The sequence below is a fragment of the Pedobacter sp. GQ55 genome, from assembly GCF_059758925.1.
In genome coordinates this window covers 769,524-788,643 of record NZ_JCAXEI010000001.1, presented here as the reverse complement: position 1 = coordinate 788,643, position 19,120 = coordinate 769,524, and the positions used below count along the sequence as shown (strand labels likewise).

Annotated in this window: 23 protein-coding genes; 6 read left to right on the top strand and 17 right to left on the bottom strand. The window is 37.9% G+C overall.

The genetic code is table 11. The features are described from left to right. The first annotated feature begins 3 nt into the window (after positions 1-3). Together dnaJ and AC6CH7_RS03265 are read left to right on the top strand one after the other, a co-directional pair. On the top strand, positions 4-1,167 hold the full coding sequence (gene dnaJ, locus AC6CH7_RS03270) for a molecular chaperone DnaJ (RefSeq protein WP_498261320.1): 1,164 nt from the start codon (positions 4-6) through the stop codon (positions 1,165-1,167). A 75-nt stretch (positions 1,168-1,242) separates the two neighbouring features. Continuing rightward, entirely contained in the window at positions 1,243-2,157 is a 915-nt protein-coding gene (locus tag AC6CH7_RS03265) for a Ppx/GppA phosphatase family protein (protein WP_498261319.1), read from the top strand. On the opposite strand, the gene AC6CH7_RS03260 is transcribed toward AC6CH7_RS03265, so the two are convergent. From AC6CH7_RS03260 to AC6CH7_RS03200, 13 genes are all read right to left on the bottom strand, one after another. Then, on the bottom strand, positions 2,146-2,715 hold the full coding sequence (locus AC6CH7_RS03260; RefSeq protein WP_498261318.1) for a Maf family protein: 570 nt from the start codon (positions 2,713-2,715) through the stop codon (positions 2,146-2,148). The genes AC6CH7_RS03265 and AC6CH7_RS03260 overlap by 12 nt on opposite strands. A 69-nt stretch (positions 2,716-2,784) precedes the next feature. Beyond that, entirely contained in the window at positions 2,785-3,180 is a 396-nt protein-coding gene (locus AC6CH7_RS03255; RefSeq protein WP_498261317.1) for a DUF4890 domain-containing protein, read from the bottom strand. A 116-nt stretch (positions 3,181-3,296) separates the two neighbouring features. Beyond that, the gene (locus AC6CH7_RS03250; protein WP_498261316.1) at positions 3,297-3,824 is read right to left on the bottom strand and encodes a KdsC family phosphatase; all 528 of its coding nucleotides are present in this window, start codon (positions 3,822-3,824) and stop codon (positions 3,297-3,299) included. Positions 3,825-3,830: 6 nt separating this feature from the next. Further along, positions 3,831-4,073, bottom strand: coding sequence for a Fe-S cluster assembly protein IscX (iscX, locus tag AC6CH7_RS03245; RefSeq protein ID WP_048904286.1), 243 nt, complete (start codon positions 4,071-4,073; stop codon positions 3,831-3,833). A gap of 27 nt (positions 4,074-4,100) precedes the next feature. Beyond that, positions 4,101-4,433: a 2Fe-2S iron-sulfur cluster-binding protein gene (locus AC6CH7_RS03240; protein WP_048904285.1), complete on the bottom strand. Its 333-nt coding sequence runs from the start codon at positions 4,431-4,433 to the stop codon at positions 4,101-4,103. 40 nt (positions 4,434-4,473) lie between these two features. Next, positions 4,474-5,235, bottom strand: a complete 762-nt coding sequence (locus AC6CH7_RS03235) for a Rossmann-like and DUF2520 domain-containing protein (protein WP_498261315.1) — start codon at positions 5,233-5,235, stop codon at positions 4,474-4,476. Further along, positions 5,235-7,706 carry a cytochrome c biogenesis protein CcsA gene (gene ccsA / locus AC6CH7_RS03230; RefSeq protein ID WP_498261314.1) on the bottom strand — a complete coding sequence of 824 codons (2,472 nt, stop codon included), beginning with the start codon at positions 7,704-7,706 and terminating at the stop codon, positions 5,235-5,237. Before ccsA (AC6CH7_RS03230) ends, AC6CH7_RS03235 begins: the two co-directional genes overlap by 1 nt. Positions 7,707-7,711: 5 nt before the next feature. Further along, positions 7,712-8,122: a cytochrome c maturation protein CcmE domain-containing protein gene (locus AC6CH7_RS03225; protein ID WP_048904282.1), complete on the bottom strand. Its 411-nt coding sequence runs from the start codon at positions 8,120-8,122 to the stop codon at positions 7,712-7,714. 124 nt (positions 8,123-8,246) lie between these two features. Continuing rightward, a complete protein-coding gene (gene msrA, locus AC6CH7_RS03220) occupies positions 8,247-8,906 on the bottom strand; it encodes a peptide-methionine (S)-S-oxide reductase MsrA (RefSeq protein WP_498261313.1) in 660 nt (219 codons plus the stop codon). Positions 8,907-9,036: 130 nt separating this feature from the next. After that, positions 9,037-10,458 carry a Glu/Leu/Phe/Val family dehydrogenase gene (locus AC6CH7_RS03215; protein ID WP_498261312.1) on the bottom strand — a complete coding sequence of 474 codons (1,422 nt, stop codon included), beginning with the start codon at positions 10,456-10,458 and terminating at the stop codon, positions 9,037-9,039. 149 nt (positions 10,459-10,607) lie between these two features. Then, entirely contained in the window at positions 10,608-10,826 is a 219-nt protein-coding gene (locus AC6CH7_RS03210) for a CcmD family protein (protein ID WP_172660721.1), read from the bottom strand. Position 10,827: 1 nt separating this feature from the next. Further along, positions 10,828-11,487 carry a cytochrome c biogenesis protein CcsA gene (gene ccsA, locus AC6CH7_RS03205; protein ID WP_172660722.1) on the bottom strand — a complete coding sequence of 220 codons (660 nt, stop codon included), beginning with the start codon at positions 11,485-11,487 and terminating at the stop codon, positions 10,828-10,830. Between the two features lie 52 nt (positions 11,488-11,539). Next, positions 11,540-12,199: a heme exporter protein CcmB gene (locus tag AC6CH7_RS03200; protein ID WP_498261311.1), complete on the bottom strand. Its 660-nt coding sequence runs from the start codon at positions 12,197-12,199 to the stop codon at positions 11,540-11,542. Positions 12,200-12,297: 98 nt separating this feature from the next. Between AC6CH7_RS03200 and AC6CH7_RS03195 the strand changes: the two genes are divergently transcribed. Continuing rightward, positions 12,298-12,813: a DUF421 domain-containing protein gene (locus AC6CH7_RS03195; protein ID WP_498261310.1), complete on the top strand. Its 516-nt coding sequence runs from the start codon at positions 12,298-12,300 to the stop codon at positions 12,811-12,813. Positions 12,814-12,817: 4 nt separating this feature from the next. Here AC6CH7_RS03195 and AC6CH7_RS03190 read toward each other — a convergent pair whose 3' ends face one another. The 4 genes from AC6CH7_RS03190 to AC6CH7_RS03175 are packed head-to-tail and all read right to left on the bottom strand — an operon-like array spanning position 12,818 to position 15,182. Next, positions 12,818-13,231 carry a hypothetical protein gene (locus AC6CH7_RS03190; RefSeq protein ID WP_498261309.1) on the bottom strand — a complete coding sequence of 138 codons (414 nt, stop codon included), beginning with the start codon at positions 13,229-13,231 and terminating at the stop codon, positions 12,818-12,820. Positions 13,232-13,236: 5 nt separating this feature from the next. Beyond that, complete coding sequence (gene gldC / locus AC6CH7_RS03185; RefSeq protein ID WP_048904276.1) at positions 13,237-13,572, bottom strand: gliding motility protein GldC; 336 nt, start codon at positions 13,570-13,572, stop codon at positions 13,237-13,239. Next, on the bottom strand, positions 13,572-13,850 hold the full coding sequence (locus tag AC6CH7_RS03180; protein WP_498261308.1) for a hypothetical protein: 279 nt from the start codon (positions 13,848-13,850) through the stop codon (positions 13,572-13,574). The genes gldC and AC6CH7_RS03180 overlap by 1 nt, the downstream gene beginning before the upstream one ends. Before the next feature lie 9 nt (positions 13,851-13,859). Continuing rightward, entirely contained in the window at positions 13,860-15,182 is a 1,323-nt protein-coding gene (locus AC6CH7_RS03175) for a DEAD/DEAH box helicase (protein WP_498261307.1), read from the bottom strand. 169 nt (positions 15,183-15,351) lie between these two features. Here AC6CH7_RS03175 and AC6CH7_RS03170 point away from each other — a divergent pair, with 169 nt between their 5' ends. From AC6CH7_RS03170 to AC6CH7_RS03160, 3 genes are all read left to right on the top strand, one after another. Next, entirely contained in the window at positions 15,352-16,686 is a 1,335-nt protein-coding gene (locus AC6CH7_RS03170) for a dihydroorotase (RefSeq protein WP_498261306.1), read from the top strand. Beyond that, positions 16,686-17,759 (top strand): DUF3810 domain-containing protein, encoded by a 1,074-nt coding sequence (locus AC6CH7_RS03165; RefSeq protein WP_498261305.1) that lies wholly within the window; start codon positions 16,686-16,688, stop codon positions 17,757-17,759. The genes AC6CH7_RS03170 and AC6CH7_RS03165 overlap by 1 nt, the downstream gene beginning before the upstream one ends. 93 nt (positions 17,760-17,852) lie before the next feature. Next, a complete protein-coding gene (locus tag AC6CH7_RS03160) occupies positions 17,853-19,037 on the top strand; it encodes an ATP-binding protein (RefSeq protein WP_498261304.1) in 1,185 nt (394 codons plus the stop codon). Positions 19,038-19,120: the final 83 nt, after the last annotated feature.

The window sequence follows — 19,120 nt, the reverse complement described above, 5'->3', positions numbered from 1 at the left end:
ATTATGAGTAAGAGAGATTTTTATGATGTACTTGGTGTAACCAAAAGCGCATCTGCCGAAGAGATTAAAAAGGCTTATCGCAAACTAGCTATCAAATTTCACCCTGATAAGAACCCTGGGGATAAAGCTGCCGAAGATAACTTTAAAGAAGCTGCTGAAGCCTATGAAGTTTTAAGCAATCCGGAAAAGAAACAGCGTTATGACCATTACGGTCATGCTGGTGTTGGCGGCGCTTCTGGTGGTGGATATGGCGGAGGCGGCATGAACATGGAAGATATCTTCAGTCAGTTTGGAGATATTTTTGGTGGTGGTGGCAGTCCTTTTGAAAGTTTCTTTGGAGGCGGCGGTCAGCAGTCACGCGGCGGTCGACGTGTAGCTAAGGGAACTAACCTGCGCATCAAAGTAAAACTCACTCTTGAGGAAATTGCCAATGGTACCGAGAAGAAGATCAAAGTAAATAAACAGATTAGCTGTAAAACATGCGACGGAACAGGAGCCAAAGATCGCTCATCGGTAAGTACATGTAAAACCTGCGGTGGAAGCGGTGCAGTTCGCAGAGTGACCAATACAATTCTTGGTCAGATGCAAACTACCTCTACCTGCCCTACCTGTAATGGTAGCGGACAGCAGATCACCGCTAAATGTACATCTTGCCATGGTGATGGTATAGTTCGTGGCGAAGAAACCATTACAATTAATATCCCGGCTGGTGTAAGTGATGGTATGCAATTAAGCATGAGCGGAAAAGGTAATGCAGCACCTAGCGGAGGTATTCCTGGAGATCTGATCATCCTGATTGAAGAAATACCTCATGAAACCTTAAAACGTGAAGGAAATAATGTGGTTTATGATTTACACGTTTCTATCATTGATGCTGCATTAGGCTATAGTGCTGAGGTTCCAACTATCGATGGTAAAGCAAAAATCAAAATTGAACCAGGTACCCAAAGCGGAAAGTTATTACGCTTAAAAGGTAAAGGTATCCCTGAAATCAATTCATACCACAGAGGCGATGAGATTATCCATGTAAACATATGGACTCCAAAAGCACTAAGTTCTGAAGAAAGAAGCATGCTTGAGAAATTAAGAGACTCTCCTAATTTTAAACCACAACCGGGTAAGCACGATAAGAGTTTCTTCGAGAAAATGAAGGAATATTTCGAATAATAATTAAATAATTTTTTAAAAAGCCATCCAATAGGGTGGCTTTTTTTTGCACTTTTACCATTAAATAAACCTTTGATGAGAGCCGCAGTTATTGATCTTGGTACAAATACCTTTCACCTAATCATAGCAGAAATATCTGCTACAGGGGTTCAGATAATCTATAAAACAAATGTACCCGTTCGGCTTGGTCAGGGGCGCATTAATGAAAACATCATTATACCAGAAGCATTTGAACGTGGAATTGAAACATTAAAGACCTTTAAACAAGAAATTGATAAACACCATGTTCAACAAGCACTTGCAATTGCTACTTCCGCAGTAAGGAGCGCAGCCAATGGAAGTGATTTTGTTGATGCTGCAAAAAAAAACGCGGGCATCAATATAGACGTTATTGATGGCGACAAAGAAGCTGAATACATTTATAAAGGAGTAAAAGCCACAGGTGCAATCAACGGGACATCATTGATTATGGATATCGGCGGAGGAAGCACTGAATTCATAATCTGTAATAACAAAGAACTCCTGTGGAAGAAAAGCTATAACATAGGTGCAGCCAGATTAATGCAGGCTTATTTCCATTCAGATCCAATTAGTGAGCTGGATAAATCAGCTATTATTAGCCATTTAAACAATGAGCTCACAGGTCTAAAAGAAGCTTGTATATTGTATAAACCTGATCATTTAGTTGGTTCAGCAGGAGCTTTTGAGACCTTCGCTGGTATGATCTTAAAAGAAGTGGATATAGCGCATATAAAATCAATACCCATTGAATTTGCGGCGTACGGCAGTCTCTCAGAAAAACTGATTAAATCTACCCATGCAGCGCGCGAAAACATGCCTGATCTCATAAAATTAAGGGTTGATATGATTGTTATTGCTGCAATTCTTACAAATCACGTTCTATCAATGTCTCAGATTAAACAGATCAGTTTATCTACTTACGATTTAAAAATGGGTGTTTTATATTCGTTATCAGAACTAAAATCCTGACAAAGCCTTATATAGCTTTTCAGTTGGCAAACCCATCACATTTGTATAGGAACCAATGATCTTATCGACAGCAACAAGGCCTATCCAATCCTGAATACCATAAGCACCTGCTTTATCAAAGGGATTAAAATTGGCGATATAAAATTCAACCTGTTCTGGTGTAAGTGGATTAAAAAACACTTCTGTAACATCGTAAAAAGAATGCATTTTACCCGCATGAGCAATACTCACACCAGTATATACCTGATGGTTTGTGCCAGACAATTTGGTTAGCATTTCAGTAGCATGGGTTACATCCTCAGGTTTACCCAATATTTCATTGTTATAGGCCACAATAGTATCTGCAGTAATCACTATACTTTCATGGCTATCATCTGCAAAGGCTGCTGCCTTCTTTTCGGCAATGTAAATCGCAATTTCGGCTGGGAGTAAATCCTCCGGATAGCTTTCATCAACTTCCTTCAAAACTACTTTAAAATCAAGATTCATCGATTTCATCAATTCTTGTCTGCGTGGAGATTTTGAGGCGAGTATTATTGGAAGTGTCTGTCTATACATAATTAATATTTGCTCAAAAATAACAAAAGCGACCATATGCCGCTTCTATTATTTTAAATGTTTTTATGATTATTGCCCCCCGCCATTACCATCTTGTCTTTTTTTCATCGCTTCTTTTCGCTCTTCTTTCCAGGTGGTGTAAGCTTTTTTCTGATCGTCGTTTAACAAAGCATTAATCTTAGTGTCGCTTTCCTCGTTAGATTTCACCATTGCAGCCCGCATTGCGTCCCTGTCTCCTGCCGCATCTTCACGCAATTTTTTCATCGCCTCAGCTTGTTCCAGGTAAATGGCAGAAACTTTGGTTTGCTGATCTGCTGTAAGACTAAGCTTTTTAGTCAACATTTCGGTATTTCTTTTTGCTCTCTCTTCAGGTGTTCCTCCTCTGCGACCACCTTGACCCTGTTGTGCTTGTGCAAATGTTATTACACTAAATAACAATCCGCAGATAATCAATAATTTTTTCATACTCTTTTACAATTTTTAATGGTTATAAAGCTTTTAGCTTCGGTTTTGTAAGAGATTGGAGTACAAACAGAGGATTAGGTTTAATCCGGCAGAAGTAACATAATTGTTGCAGGCTGTTACTTCCCGGAATCGGCTGCAGAGGGGCTCTCATCGAACCATTTTTGCTGTACTTTAAGTACTTTTTCAATAATATCCCGAACTGCTGTTTTACCTCCCGGATATGGAGAAATATATTCAGAAATTGCTTTTATTTCGGGTACAGCATCTGAAGGGCATGTTGCCAGGCCTGCCAATTGCATAACTTTAAGATCGGGAATATCATCGCCCATATACAATACTTCGTCGGCCGTGATGTTATGCTTAGCTAAAAGAGAATTAAAAACATCTACTTTATCTGAAACACCCAGAAATACTTCTGCAATGCCTAAACCTTCAAAACGTCTTTGCATTGCTAAACCCCGTCCCCCGGAGATGATACAAATGAGATATCCCCTTTTTACGGCCAACTGTAAAGCATAACCGTCTTTAATGTTAAATGTGCGCAGAAACTCCCCACTGTCTGATGCTATAATATCACCATTTGTGAGCACACCATCCACATCAAAAATAAGGGTGGTAATGTTTTTAAGTTTCTGCAGGAACATATCTTACTAATCCTGGTTATCTCTCCATTCGTAAACCCAGGCCGATTGGATTTGTTCCAAATGACCTTCACTACTTTCTTCTCTGGTTCCTTTAAAATTAGGTAATTCTAGTACCCATTCTATTAGCTCAGTGAATCTGATACGGTATATTTTGGCTTCATTAAAATCGTCACCAAATTTCTCGTATAACTCCTGGGCGATATCCTCATGGTCATTCCAGTATATTGGTAAAGCAAATTTATCTTGCATGTTTTTGTATAATTTATTGATTAATTGTTAGTGACCTAAAAATTCTGATTGATCGGGGATCGTTACTTCTATATCTCCATCTATAACAACACACTGGCAACCTAATCTTGAAGTAATTCTAGGACGAACAGCTCTGTCAATAAAATCCTCTTCTTTATCAGAAATTTCCTGGATATTATCCATTCCCTTTAACACGTAAACATGACATGTGCTGCAGCCGCATACTCCGCCACAGTTATGCTGTAATTCTATTCCGTGATCTAAACAAGCATCAAGAACCGATTCTCCGCTTACAATAGGTAATTCAAGAGGTTCTTTTCCTTGTTCTTCAAAATTTATCTTTAATTTAAAAATACTCATAATTGTGTCCAAAAATAAGCACGAAAAACGGCATTTATAACTATAAATGTGTTTTTTTAATGCTTTTACTTAAAGTTTGATAGATTTCTTTTAATTCAGGCATACCATTTAGTAAATCCTGATGTTTAATCATAGTTTGCTCATCATTCCGAACGGCAGGTCCGGTTTGTACATTTATAGGTAGTTCAGTCTGTACTTTTAAAGCTGTTTCCATTATTAATGGCTTAAGCATCTCAAAGTCGAGCTCAAAATGTTCCACTATTTTATCACTTAATGTGTAAAGATGGTTAACAAAATTACAGGCAAAAACTGCCGCCAAATGCAATATTTTCCTTTTCTCGCTATCCACTTCATAAACAGGCGACGAAAGCTTACCCGCGACACTTCTTAACACTTCCAAAGAATGTACATTGTTTGCCTCAATACATAATGGAACATTCGCAAAATCGATTGGCTTTGCTTTAGAGAAAGTTTGCAGTGGATATAAAACACCGTAATTTTTCAGTGCCGACAAGGCGTCTATTGATGTAGCTCCAGAGGTATGAACCACCAATCCGTTTATATCTTTTAAGCTATAAGATACCGATGAAATGGCATCATCTTTCACGGCAATAATGTATAAGTCAGCAAAACGGTCAATCTCATCCAGATTTGAGATCGCTACTGAGTTTGTGCGCTTTGCCAGCTCAGAGGCATTCGCTAAATCACGGCTCCATACCTGAATCAGATCTACACCCTTTGCTTTTAGTGCATTAGCCAAATGGGTTGCCACATTGCCAGAACCAATACAGACTACTTTCATTAAACAGCTTTAACTTCTTTTTGTCTCCTGAAAATGGATATTAAAAATCCTGCAACCATTACGATGGTACCAATCCAATATAAATTGATGTAAGGGAATTCAATAGATTTAAAAACAACCCAGTCCTTAGCTTGCTGAGGTTTTTCAAAAACCTGCAATTCTACTTTGCCTTGATCAGGAATTACTTTTGTAAACCTAACCCTTAATCCTAAATCATCAATATTACGGGCAAAGTCAAACACGTTATTTCCTTTAACCAAAAAGATGGGTTCAGTTTTATATATTTTACCATTTACGTCAACCTCAATTGGCATACCTACAGCTAAGTCTTTAGGCCCTAATATTAAATCTTTCGCCTGGGGTTTTGGATTTAATGCTTTAACCGTAAGCACCCCACTGCTTGTATGCAAAGTATCACCAACGCTAAGTGTTACAATCCTCGGAGCCTTGTAGTTCTCCTCTTCACTATGTCCTTCATGGTCTCCATGCTCTTTATCTTCTTTCAAAGGAGCACTGGTAACGTGAGTATAAATATCGTAGGTTAGATAATGTTTCGTATCCGGAGAGGCGATAAGCCCCATTTTCTCGTTCGACTGAATATGAGGATTTACTTCGAAATCTTCTTTTACCTTGCCGGTACTTTCATCATAAACTTTAAAGTTCAATTTGTAAAAAGTATTTGGAGCAACAGTAGTATCGCTAATATAGGTAACGGTGTACTTACCCATTTTCTTTGGCTCATTCTTGTAAAGAACAATGTTTTCCCCAGGTTTTTCAGCCTTCTCGAAATCTTTAACCGGAATAAAGTTAGATGCATTTAACGAGATTGGTTTGTTAGTAGCAGCGGCTACTAAAGCGCCAAGCAGCAGCAAAGCGAAACCAATGTGTGCAACGGCCGCACCTACCAATTTCCGCTTACCTCCAAAACCCTGCCCCAGAATCTTCGCGTTAGACATAACTGCAAACACACAACTGAAGGTTAAAAGAATATACATCAGGTTATGATATACATTGGTGATATACACAAAACCGGCAGTAATTACAATTGAGAAAATCACAGTAGCCGCAAGACTGCTATAGAATTTACGGATATCAGTTCTCTTGTACTTCATGAACTGAGTGAATCCTGATATGATCGTTACTAAAATAGCAAACGGAGCCTGCCATTGGTTGTAGTACTTAATGGCATCTATAGGAGGTGCAAAGTTAGTTCCAAATGCTGCGTTAAACACAGGTACCGAAGTGGAGAAAATTACCTGGATACAAGCTACAGTAATAACAAGCGCACCTATAAACATCCAGAATTCTCTTGAATAAGTTTCTTCGTCTTTATTGGTAATAGGCAACTCTTTCCACCTTACAATTAGTAAAATTACCGGTAAAGCCAAAAAGACAACATTGTATAATATCAGGTGGCCAAACATGCCCAGATCTGTAAATGAGTGTACAGATGTTTCGCCTAAAATTCCGCTTCTGGTCAGGAATGAAGCATATAGTACCAGTACAAAGCTGAGAAAGATCAATACAATTGCAGTGAAGAATGCGTGCCCAGTATTTTTAAAGGCAATCATTACGTGTACACCTGCTATAAGGGTTAACCAGGGAATAATGGAAGCATTTTCAACCGGATCCCAGGCCCAGAAACCGCCAAAGTTTAGTGCTTCATATGCCCAAAACGACCCCATAATGATACCTGTTCCCAAAATCATTACTGCAAACAATGCCCATGGCATTGCTGGTTTTACCCATTCTTTATATTTCTTTTGCCATAGTCCTGCAATTCCATAAGCGAATGGCACAACCATGCTTGCAAAACCTAAAAACAAGGTTGGAGGGTGAATAACCATCCAGTAATTTTGAAGTAACGGGTTTAATCCGCGTCCGTCGGATATAAATTTAAGGTAGTTTTTAAAGTTTTCAGGATCTGCAAACACAACTGGTGCCATCTCCTTAAGGTTTAAAGCATCTCTTAAAAGTATAAATGGAGAGCTACCTATTCTTTCGCCAAAGATTTCAACACCTAATAACATTGAAGTTAAAAACGCTTGCGAGAAAGCTACCACTGTCATAACGCCAGTTTCCCAGGTTCTGGCCTTCCACATTAATATTACGCCCAGCAATGATTGCCAAAACGCCCATAACCAGAAACTCCCCTCTTGTCCTTCCCAAAATGCTGACACGATATAATATACAGGCAGTTCTTTTGAAGAGTGTGAATAGACGTAATAGTATTCGTTGTAATGATTTAATATCAGAAAAAAAAGTGTAGCTCCTATACCTATTACACTAAGCCAGTTTATTAGAAATGAGATGCGTCCGATGCGTTTCCATGATTGATCTGCAAGATCCTTATTTTGGGTAGCAAAAAAATAAGAGATGGCTGATAGTAATGACGCAGCGAATGCTAAAACAATAAAGAATTGCCCGACTTTACCCGGAAGGAGGTTCTCTCCAATAAATTGTATATCCATTAAGATTAATTGTATTTTTCCACTTTACCGTCCTTCTTGACTTCTACAAGATCGTTATTATATTTAGATGGACATTTCATGAGTATTTTAGAAGCGTAAAAGGTATCGTCTTTCATCTTACCGATTAATACCAGCTTTTCGGAGCGTTCAAAGTCCTGAGGTTTAGTACCATTGTAAACAACTTTATTTACACTGCCTTTTTGATCCTTCATGTAAAAAGCAAAATGGTTAGCATCCTTCTGAGCGTCGTAATAGGTACCCTTTTCTTTTTCCCAGTATCCCATTACGTGAAATTCCTTAGGATCTTTTGCAGCTTCAGTAAATGTAGAATAGCTATTTGTATCGGCGTTTAGACTAACTAAAAAACCTACACATATCGCTATAGTAATTAAACCAACAATTGCACTTTTTCTCATGGTCGTAATAAAAATAAATTGAACCCTACAAAGATAAAAAATATAAGTACCTAAAGTCTTTTAGCCACCTCCAATTCGGGATGATGACCGTTTATTGATAGTTCTCTGACAAAAAGTGCATTTTTCAGTCTTTATATTCAGATTTTATGAGGTAAGGCATAGTTTTTCTGAGTTTTAGCACTTTTGGGCGAGAAACATTTCTAATGTATGGCTCCCAGCTACGCCTCCTATAATAATCCTGATGTTCGGTTTCGGCTGGATAAATGACTTTAAATGGAACCACCTCAGTTACCACCGGCCTGTTGTAACCATTAATAGAATCAATCCTACTAATTAGGTTGTGAATTATCATTTTCTCTGAGGGCGACCTATAAAAAGCGATCGAACGATAATCAGGGCCCAGATCAGGTCCCTGTCCATCCTCCTGGGTAGGATCATGCGCATTGAAGAATGCTTCGGTTAGTTTTTCAAAGCTTATTACTTTTGGGTCATAATAAACCTGCACGGCTTCTGCATATCCGGTAGTTTTAGACAATACCTCATTATAATCCGGGTTTGGTTTGGTACCACCTGAATAGCCACTTATAACCTTACTCACTCCTTTTAACTCCAGCATACATTCCTGCATTGCCCAAAAACAGCCACCAGCATAAGTTGCCACAGCTTCTCCCCTTTTTGCTGCTGTTATTACTGCAAATCCGTTTTTAGTTTCCAGTTTTTGCGCTTCATTACAGGCACAGAAAAAGGCAGGCAGAAGTATCAAAAATATTAGCTTAACTTTCATAATCAGGCTTTATGCAATATACGCGGATAAACGCACTTTGATTTTAACACCTGGTTTAATTAGCAAACAGATGACAAAAAAAATCCGCACCATTATACGTGATGCGGATTAAAATAGCTGTCTTTAAAACCTATGGCCAGATACCAAGGTTCATATAAGAAACCGCGATCTTGTCAATTGAACCAACAAAAGCAGCTGTCCTTAATGTTTGAACACCGGGTTTAGTAATTAAATTCTCTCTGATCTCATGATAGGAATGCATCATTGTGTCCTCTAATCCTGAATTTACAAGCTCCATCTCAGAGGCCCCCTTAACAATCATTAGACGATTTTCTGCAGGAATCTTTTTACCAGTAAGATTTTCTAAAGTATTGATCAAATTGGCATTAGAATTCTCTGCATAACGATTTTCCATACGTCCAAATGCCACGTGTGAAAGATTTTTTAGCCATTCAAAATAAGAAACAGTAACACCACCTGCATTACAATACATATCAGGAATAATGATTCCTCCCATTTCAGTAAATATTTCTTCCGCCTCAGGCGTAGTTGGCCCGTTTGCACCTTCAGCAATAATTTTTGCCTTTATATTACGAATGTTGTTTACCGTAATTTGATTCTCTAAAGCTGCCGGAACTAAAATATCGCATGGTTGTTCTAATCCTTCCATTGAATTTTTGAAATCAGTCGCTCCAGGGAACCCTAATATCGATCCTGTATTTTTACGATGAGCAAAAACCTCATCAATATTTAATCCGTTTTCATTGTAAATTGCCCCCTCGTACTCGCAAAGACCAACAATTGTTGCTCCGAATTCCGAAAGGAATTTAGCCGAATGATAACCCACGTTTCCTAAGCCCTGAACAATAACACGTTTATCGCCTAATCCTGCTTTAAATCCAATCTTTTTCATGTCCTCGGCAACATTAACGCATTCCTTAACCGCGTAAGCAACACCACGCCCGGTAGCTTCTTTACGACCGCGAATACCATGTAAAGCAATTGGCTTTCCTGTAACGCAACCTAAAGCATCAAGCTGACCAGGATTCATAGTCATATAGGTATCTGCAATCCAGCTCATTTCACGTTCACCAGATCCATAATCTGGAGCCGGAACATCAATACCAGGACCAATAAAATTTTTCTTTATTAACTCAGTTGTGTAGCGGCGCGTTATGGTTTCCAACTCGGCCACAGAGTAGTTTTTAGGATTAATACAAATACCACCTTTTGCCCCACCGAAAGGAACATTTACAATAGCACATTTGTAGGTCATTAGGGCTGCTAAAGCCATTACCTCATCTTCATTTACCATCTCACTGTAACGGATACCACCCTTGGTAGGGCTCATGTGATGAGAGTGTTCTACTCGCCATGCATCAATAACTTCAAATCCATTTCCTCTTCTAATTGGGAACTGGAAACGATACACACTGTTACAGGCTTTAATTTGATTTAATAATCCCTCGGGATGGGATGTGAACTGCGCTGCACTGTCAAAATTTTTACACACGTCTGCAAAAAATTTTGTCTCATTTGCTGAATTAGCCATTATTTGTTTTTTATGAATTTTGAATAAGTTCTCAGTTATGAGTACAAAATTGCACTAAAAAAAATGATTAATACAAATGCTGAATTACTTAGTGTACACCACACACTAGCGTTAAAAAGGCGCAAAAACGATGATTAAACGATTTAAAATTAGTTTTTGTCAGAAGATTTCTTTTCTATTTTTTTTAATCTTTTATCGAGAGAGAATAGATAAATCAACAAACCGACAAGAATTATTACGATACAGATAACAACAACATATATCTTTCCGTTGCTGCGTAAAGCATCAGCCATCTCCACATCATTAGATTGAGCAAATAATTGCACTGAACTTAATAGCAGCATTAAAGCAAATATGATCTTCTTCATTTTAGGAATTTTGTTTGTTTTCTATTGTACGAATCCTGAATCTAATAGTATAGATCCAATATCCAATTATTGACCAGCCAATGAAAGCCGGATATAAAACAGCACGCATACGGCTATCTAAATCGTAACTATTAAAGCCCGGATTACCACCGTTTCCGGGGTGTAAAGAATCTGACAAACGGGGTAATACCATTATGAGTACCACCATCATCGGAAAGGCAAAAATATTGTAAATAGCCGATATTTTGGCTCTTTTTTGTTGCTCATCAATAGCATTTCTAAGTACCAGATAGGCAAAATATAAAAGTATGGCCACCGCTGTAAAATTCTGTTTCACATCAAAACTCCAGAACTGTCCCCAGGTAAACTTAGCCCAAACTGCTCCTGTAATTAAGCCAAGTATACTAAAGATGATCCCCACATTTACACTCTCTATTGCTCTGATATCATCAGATTCCTTTCCGTACAATAAATATTTCACACTGTAGAATACCGAAATGGAGAATAGTGTAAGCATTGCAAACCACATGGGTACATGGAAATACAGGTTGCGAATTGTCTCATTTAATATGGCCAAATGGGGTACTCCCGATAGTAATCCTGCAATGGCGGTATACAAAACTAATACCGACCCTAAAATCTTCCACCAAATCTTGTTCATTATATAGGCTTAATTGTAACAAAGGTAATAACTGGGCAGGGGATTTTAAAGCTCAATCTCTCCATAAATAAGGGAATAGCAGTAATGTTACCGCTGCAACCAGTGCATTTATAATCAAAAGCAGGCCAATCTCATCTAAACTAACACTTCTGTCCAGGCCGTCAATTGCATTTTTTGTAAGCTTGATCAGTACAATTAGCACCGGTATAATAACAGGAAAGCTAAGTATAGCCATTAGCATCCCTCCGTTACCTGCTTTAGACGCAATTGCTGAAATCATGGTAAAAATGGTTGAAAAGCTTAGACTACCAAGCACTGTTGCTATGATGTAAAGACCAAGATCCTGAGGCACATAATCGAATACCATCATGTAAAAAAACAATGCAATAAGGGTAAGCAGCATCATCAAAAGTACATTGTATACCGTTTTAGAAATGATGAGCGCCAGTGGGCTTGCAATGGTATAAATGTATAATTGCTGTCCTTTGCTTTCATGTAAAAAACCTTTTGAAACCGCATTTATAGATGCAAAAAGCATGATAATCCAAAACAATGCATTCCAGGTAATTGGAGCAATACTTACGAAAGACAGAAAACAAACAAAAACGGTTGAAACTACATAAAGCAGAACGCCATTAAGTGCATATTTAGAGCGCCACTCCAGCAGTACTTCTTTCTTAATTAAATATTTTACCTGATGTAGTAGTTGCATACTGTGGCAAAGATAATTTTTAATCGGTTATTTTCGATTCAAATAGGTGTTTTGTAAACTAAATATGAATAATATTGTATTAATAATGAACCCTGATCATGAACCAATATCTTGACATCATTTTAAGAAGCCTTGCTGTTTATGCTTTTATGCTTGTTGCAATTCGCTTAACCGGCAAAAAGGAACTCTCGCAGCTCAACACTACTGATGTAGTATTGATTTTACTGATCAGTAATGCTGTTCAAAATGCTATGGTTGGCAACAACACAAGCTTATTAGGAGGATTAATTGCAGCAGCCGTTTTGTTTGCTTTAAACTACGCTTTAAAAAAGCTCATGTTCAAAAACAAAAAGCTGAGAGACTTTATCTCTCAGCATCCTGAAATCCTTATCCACAATGGTAAATTTAATTTCGACAAACTCAGCAAGTTGGATATCACCAACGAGGAACTTGAAGAAGCCATGAGAGAGCACGGAATTGAAAAATATAAAGATGTAAAATTGGCTATTCTTGAGGTTGATGGAAACATCAGCATCATCAGCGGTGATGAACATCTAAAGCAAACTCAGTTTAAAAGGAAAAGGAAGCACAAATCATTAGGCGATTTGAATTAAGAACTTACTTTACCTGAACCACTTCATTTACCAAAACAACTTTCGGTTTTCTTACAGTTATCAATATAAATGTTCCGGCGGCAATAACATACCATCCCCATTTTAATTTAACCATACCTGCACCAAAGTTTATGAGTTTTTTAAAATGAAGAAAACTAAATGAATCATGTGCCTTAAAGTATATCCCGGCCAGGGTAATTAGCACCAAAACAATTCCTCCCCAACCGGCCAATTTTATGAGTCCGGCTTTATTCGCGAAGGTCCCTATCAATCCAATTACTACCATTACATAAAAAGCAATAGCTAATCTCTGATCTATATCAAAATAATTCCAGCTGCCAATAATTGGAATACGCATAAGTGGGCACATCCCTCCCACAGCCATAATTACTGACCCAATAATTCCTTGCAGTCTCATTTTATTTATCCTTGAGTATTGATCCCCATTTTATCGGCAAAATGCGCACAGTAATCACGCAAATCTTCCACTATAAGTGTTTCTCCTGTGGCCTTTAAAAAACTATCGCCCATAGTTTGCAACGTTTCATAAAAAAAACGCTTCATCTCATCAACAGGCATGTCTTTAGTCCAAAGATCAATGCGCATTGAGTTCTTATAGTTGTGATCCCACAATGCCAGCATCATAGACTTAACCGGAACTTGTTCCTGAGTTTGTGCATCTGTAGATTCCCAAAGGATATTGTCAGGAACATTATTATCGTCTAACTGAACGGTGATTTTGATTTCTGCTTGCTTCATTAACTTATACTAGCTTTTATTATAAATATTAAAATGATGATGAAAATAACTAACACGCCTTCTACAACCCATAGTTTCTTTAGGTTTAAAATAAACCTTCTAAAAATTTGATCTGATATGAAAGCAACAATTGCGGTCAAAAAGCTAAACCCAATAAGAATTCCGGTAATATCCACATATTTGGGATTCCCCTCTTCTTTCTTATTTATCAGCAACATTATGGCGATAACCAGGCAGATGGCTGAAACAATATTAAGCGGGGTCAGTTTTACTTTCAATGTCTTTAACTATTTTTTGAATTTCTTCTTTTTCCAAGCAGGCTGCTTATTTGTTTTATTTCTTGCAGCAGCTGCAATGGCGGCAGCATGTTTTTTCTCATGGAAAGCACCTTTAAAATCAGGATCTTCTTTACGCTTTTGATCGTCAATTGCACGATTTATTGCCTGTTTCTCCTCATAAGGGGTTTCTTCCACAAAAACTTCAGCTGGCAAAGGTACAACAGGAATTTCTTGTCTTATTAATTTTTGTATTTTCTCAATGTAATATTTTTCGGCTGGTGTACAAAAGGTAAGCGCATCTCCTTTTGAATATGCTCTTCCGGTACGACCAATTCTATGCACATAGTCTTCAATGATAATTGGAACATCAAAATTAATCACATGACTTACTTCCGAAACATCAATACCTCGTGATGCGACATCGGTTGCTACCAATACCCTGATATTGCCTTCTTTAAAATTATTTATAGAATTAATCCTTGTATTCTGGCCTTTATTGGCATGGATTACCCTAACCGCTTCTGCCCCAAACTTACGCTCAATGAAACTAAAAATGTTATCGGCTACCGTTTTGGTTTTACAGAAAATGATCAGTCTTTTAAACTCCTCATCATTTTTCATTAAGTGTTGCAGCAGGTTGATCTTTGTTTTAAAGTTAGGCACTTCGTACAAGGTTTGAGTAACCGTTGCTGCTGGCGTAGCTTGCTCCGCTACTTCAATTAAAGTTGGGTGTTTTAAAAAGTCGCCCGCAATCTTTTGTACCAAATTACTCATGGTAGCCGAGAACAAAAGGTTTTGCCTTTTACGAGGTACAATCTCCAAAATCCTATGAATAGAGCCAATAAAGCCCATATCCATCATCTTATCTGCCTCATCTAGCACCAAAAACTTTATGTATTGGGTATTGATATGGCCTGCTAAATAAATATCTAAAAATCTTCCTGGTGTAGCTACAATAATATCAACACCGGCTTTAATCTGTTCAATCTGAGTTTTAGGCCCAAGTCCTCCATAAACCACAACAGTACGTAGATCTGTATATTTAGAGAAAATCTGGATATGCTCGGTAATTTGCATAGCCAACTCTCTTGTTGGAGCTAATATTAATGCGCGCGCAGAATCTCCCTGAGCATATTTCAATTGCATTAGAATAGGCAAAACATAAGCAGCAGTTTTACCTGTTCCGGTTTCGGCAATACCAAAAATATCCTGACCCGATAATACAGGGGCTATTGCTTTTTCTTGTATAGGAGTTGCAACAGTAAAGCCTGCATCAGCTACAGCATTTAAAATCTGTCGATTTAGGTTAAACTCTTCGAAATTCTTGGCCATTCGGCAAAAGTAGTCAAAATTTATTTCCTAGCCTTTGTATTTAACCACCACCTCATCCTGAATTTATTTCAGGACCTCATACCTGCAATGCCTCCTTTCTCTTTGGAGGTCCTGAAATAAATTCAGGATGAGGTAAGCCGAAAAGAATATTTTATTTAAGTTTGATACCATGAATACCATACTTATAAAAGCTGCTTCAATTGTAAATGAAGGCCAAATTGTAGTCGCCGACGTACTCATCAAGGCTGGGTTTATTGAAAAAATTGCACCAAACATTGATGAACCTGCAGATCAGGAAATCAATGCGGAAGGATTACATCTTTTCCCTGGAATGATTGACGACCAGGTACATTTCAGAGAGCCTGGCCTTACAGACAAGGCAGATATCTTTTCTGAAAGTATGGCAGCAGTAGCAGGGGGCATCACCTCTTTTATGGAAATGCCCAATACCATTCCTAATACACTAACGCAGGAATTACTTGCAGATAAGTATCAGATTGCAGCTGAAATGTCTCTTGCCAACTACTCTTTCTTTATGGGTGCATCAAATACTAACATTGAAGAAGTACTAAAAACAGATCCTAAAAACGTTTGTGGAATTAAAGTTTTTATGGGCTCATCAACCGGTAATATGTTGGTCGACAATGAAAAGGTATTAGAAAACATCTTCAAAGAAGCCCCAATGTTAGTCGCAACTCACTGTGAAGATGAGCAAACCATAAGAGCCAATATGGCCTTATACAAGGAAAAGTATGGAGAGAATATAACCATTGATATGCACCCTCTTATCAGAAGTGCAGAGGCTTGTTATATTTCTTCATCAATGGCTATTGAACTTGCTAAGAAACATGGAACCCGCCTACATATTTTACACATATCAACTGCTAAAGAAGTTGCATTGTTCGACAACACAACTCCTTTAAAAGATAAAAAAATCACTGCGGAAGCCTGCGTTCATCACCTTTGGTTTGACGACAGAGACTATGCCACTAAAGGAAACTGGATAAAGTGGAATCCTGCTGTAAAAACAGCTGAAGACAAGGATGCCATTTTAAAAGGAGTATTGGACAACCATTTGGATATTATAGCTACAGATCATGCTCCGCATACCATAGCAGAAAAGGAACAGCCTTATCTGAAAGCTCCTTCTGGTGGGCCATTGGTACAGCATGCACTGCCTGCTTTATTTGAAATGTACCATCAAAAAAAGATCACTTTAGAAAAGATTGCCGAAAAAACCGCTCATAATGTAGCTATTTGTTTCAATATCGATAGAAGAGGCTTTATCAGAGAAGGCTATTGGGCAGATCTGGTATTGGTAAACCTAAATGATCCGTTTAAAGTGACCAGACAAAATGTGCTTTACAAATGTGGATGGTCTCCTTTTGAAGGTCAAACATTCCAGGCCGAGGTAACACACACCTTTGTATCGGGCAATCTTGCCTATCAAAAAGGACGATTCACGACAAGAGAAAACGGAAAAAGATTAACCTTTAACAGGTAATGAATGCAGCTTATAAACCTGAAATACGGAAATTTGTTATCCTCCTATCTCTTTCAGTAATTGTATTTTTAGCTGGCTTTTTTAGCCAGTTCATTGAAAACATTTATTCAGAAGGACTTTACCAGGTCATTTCCGTTATTCAGCGCTTTATAAGCTCACTGGTTCCTTTTGCCCTTGGCGATTTTCTTTACTTGCTGCTTATACTTTTTGTAATCAGAAGCTTATTTCTATTCTATAAAAAGATAGCCCGTAAATCGCTAAAAAAAGCCGATCGGGTAAAAGTGCCCTTACAGGCAGTAAACTTTATTCTTATTCTTTATTTAATCTTTAAAATCCTTTGGGGCTTAAACTATTCGCGCCCTTCCGTTTCAAAACAGCTGGGCATCAACAATGAAAAATACAATACACCTGAGCTGGTTTTACTTGGCAAGTTTTTCATCAATAAACTGAATCATCTCCAAAAAGTAAAGAAAACAAGATATAACATTAAGGAATTAGAGCTTAAAGCAAAAGCTGGTTATGACAAGATGGAGCAAAGAAATTCCATTTTTAAATACCGTAGTCCCGCGGTAAAACCGGTATTAAATAGCTGGATAGTTACTAAAATTGGCATCGAAGGATATTACAATCCACTCTCTGGAGAGGCAAATGTGAATATGAGATTACCGGCTATAGCCCTACCCTTTGTTACCTGTCACGAAATAGCCCATCAGCTGGGTATTGGTCGCGAAGATGAAGCAAATCTTATCGGTTACCTTGTAGCTGCAAATAGTGATGATCCTAATTTTCAGTATTCTGCATCCTATGCGATGTTAAAAAGCATTCTTTTCGAGATCAGAATCAAATCTCAGGAAGATTATGATGCCTTATATGCTACCATTAATACCGGCACCATACAGGATTTTAAAAACGATCGTAATTTTTGGCGCAAGTATAACAGCGAAATGTTTGGGTACATGGATGTTGCTTTCGACAGGTTTCTAAAACTAAACAATCAGGATAAGGGAACAGACAGCTATCAGGATATTGTGCTTTGGCTTTATAACATTCATAAAAAGGAACTTGCCCCTTAAAATTAGTGGTTCAATTAAAATAATTCCTTAGAGATTACGAATTACTCAATGTATTGAGTAATTTTACTCAATACATTGAGTAATTCGTAAAACATGTTCCAAAGACCTCATATTAAAGAACTTACATCTAGAATCTTAGAACCAAGGAAGCACATTCAAGTAGTACTGGGCCCACGTCAGGTAGGGAAAACCACATTAGTTAATCAAATAGCTAAGCAAATCAACACCCCATCCTATTTCGTTTCTGCAGATGCGGTAGCATTTTCTGATAAAGCATGGTTATCTCAACAATGGGAAGTCGCACGACAGCGAATGGCTGTTAATAAGGCTTCAGAATTTTTACTAATTATAGATGAGATCCAGAAAATAAATAACTGGAGTGAAACCGTAAAATTATTATGGGATACGGATACAAGAGAAAATAGACCGCTAAAAGTAATTTTATTAGGTTCGTCAAGGTTACTCATACAACAAGGTCTCACAGAATCACTTGCCGGTCGATTTGAAACTACCTACATGTCTCACTGGTCCTATACAGAAATGAGCAGCGCCTTTAACTGGACGCTTGATCAATATATCTGGTTTGGGGGGTATCCAGGGTCCGGAAATATGATTGAAAATGAAAAACGATGGAAAAACTATATTAACCAATCACTCATAGAAACAAGCATTTCCAAAGATATTTTGATGCTCACACGTGTGGATAAACCTACACTAATGAGAAGACTATTTGAACTCGGATGTTTGTATTCGGGACAAATTCTGTCATTCACAAAGATATTAGGTCAATTACAAGATGCAGGCAATACGGTAACATTATCACATTACCTTGAACTGCTTGATACTGCCGGTCTATTAGGTGGAATTGAAAAATATGCTGCCGATGTAATTAGAAAACGTTCTTCAAGCCCTAAATTTCAAGTTCACAATACTGCATTAATTAGCGCACAGCGTAATGAGTATTTCGATGAAGTTAGGCAAGATCCAAAAGAATGGGGTAGAATCGCAGAATCTGCCATAGGAGCTCATTTGGTTAATTCGGCACTCACCGAAGGCTTTAAAGTATATTATTGGCGCGAGCGCAACAATGAGGTAGATTTTGTATTGGAGCGTCGGGGAAAAGTCATAGGACTCGAAGTAAAAAGTGGCCAAGATTTAAGTATGTCCGGTTTAAATGAATTCCAAAAACAATTCAACCCTGAGAAGATACTGCTCATTGGAAAAAGCGGACTGAGCATAGAAGAGTTTTTGAAGCTTGATCCTGTAACTTTATTTTAAACCTCCTGGTAGAACAAGTTAATTTCCCACCATCTGAAAAACATTACAACCTTAAAACAAAAAAACAGCTAAACATTCCTAAA